At 42.3% G+C, this 555-nt stretch carries 1 protein-coding gene; it reads left to right on the forward strand.

The features are described 5' to 3' along the window. Nucleotides 1-312 (forward strand): c-type cytochrome (locus ACS8FC_RS19965; protein WP_439298065.1); only part of this gene is annotated, 312 nt, incomplete at its 5' end. Nucleotides 313-555: the final 243 nt, after the last annotated feature.

Raw genomic sequence — 555 nt, forward strand, 5'->3', positions numbered from 1 at the left:
GGCGGCATGGTCAAAGCACCAGATACCTTTGATGCGGCAGTTTTCAAAGAACAAGCCGCATTCTTGGCAGAAGACGCCTCAAGCCCTTGGAGTCATTTTGAAAACCAAGAAGCCATGGGTAATGCCGCTGAGGCCGTTTGGTCAAATGCTGACGGTTTCAGTGCTGAAGCGGACAACTTTCAAAAAGTGACTGCTGAGCTAAATGCTGCTGCACAGTCGGCCACTAGTGTCGAAGACGTTCAGCCTGCCTTTGGTGAAGTAGGCGCAAGCTGTAAATCGTGCCATACCGAATTTAGAGCAAAGAATGACTAACGCTTTGTACTAGCCTAGTAGCTTGTAAAAAGACAAAAAAACCGCCATGTTCAATGATATGGCGGTTTTTTATTACTTAAAAAATATCACGTTAAGGCAGCTCTTTGAAATAACGCGCTGAGTAAATTATTCTATCTCTATTTTGTTAGCATTATTAGCATCATCATTAACTTCGTCATCTTGCTGCTTATTTATTTGCTTAACGATAGATTTTACAGAAGGATCGCTTAAATCTATCGTACG

The sequence above is a fragment of the Psychrobacter sp. 1Y4 genome (genome assembly GCF_051847555.1).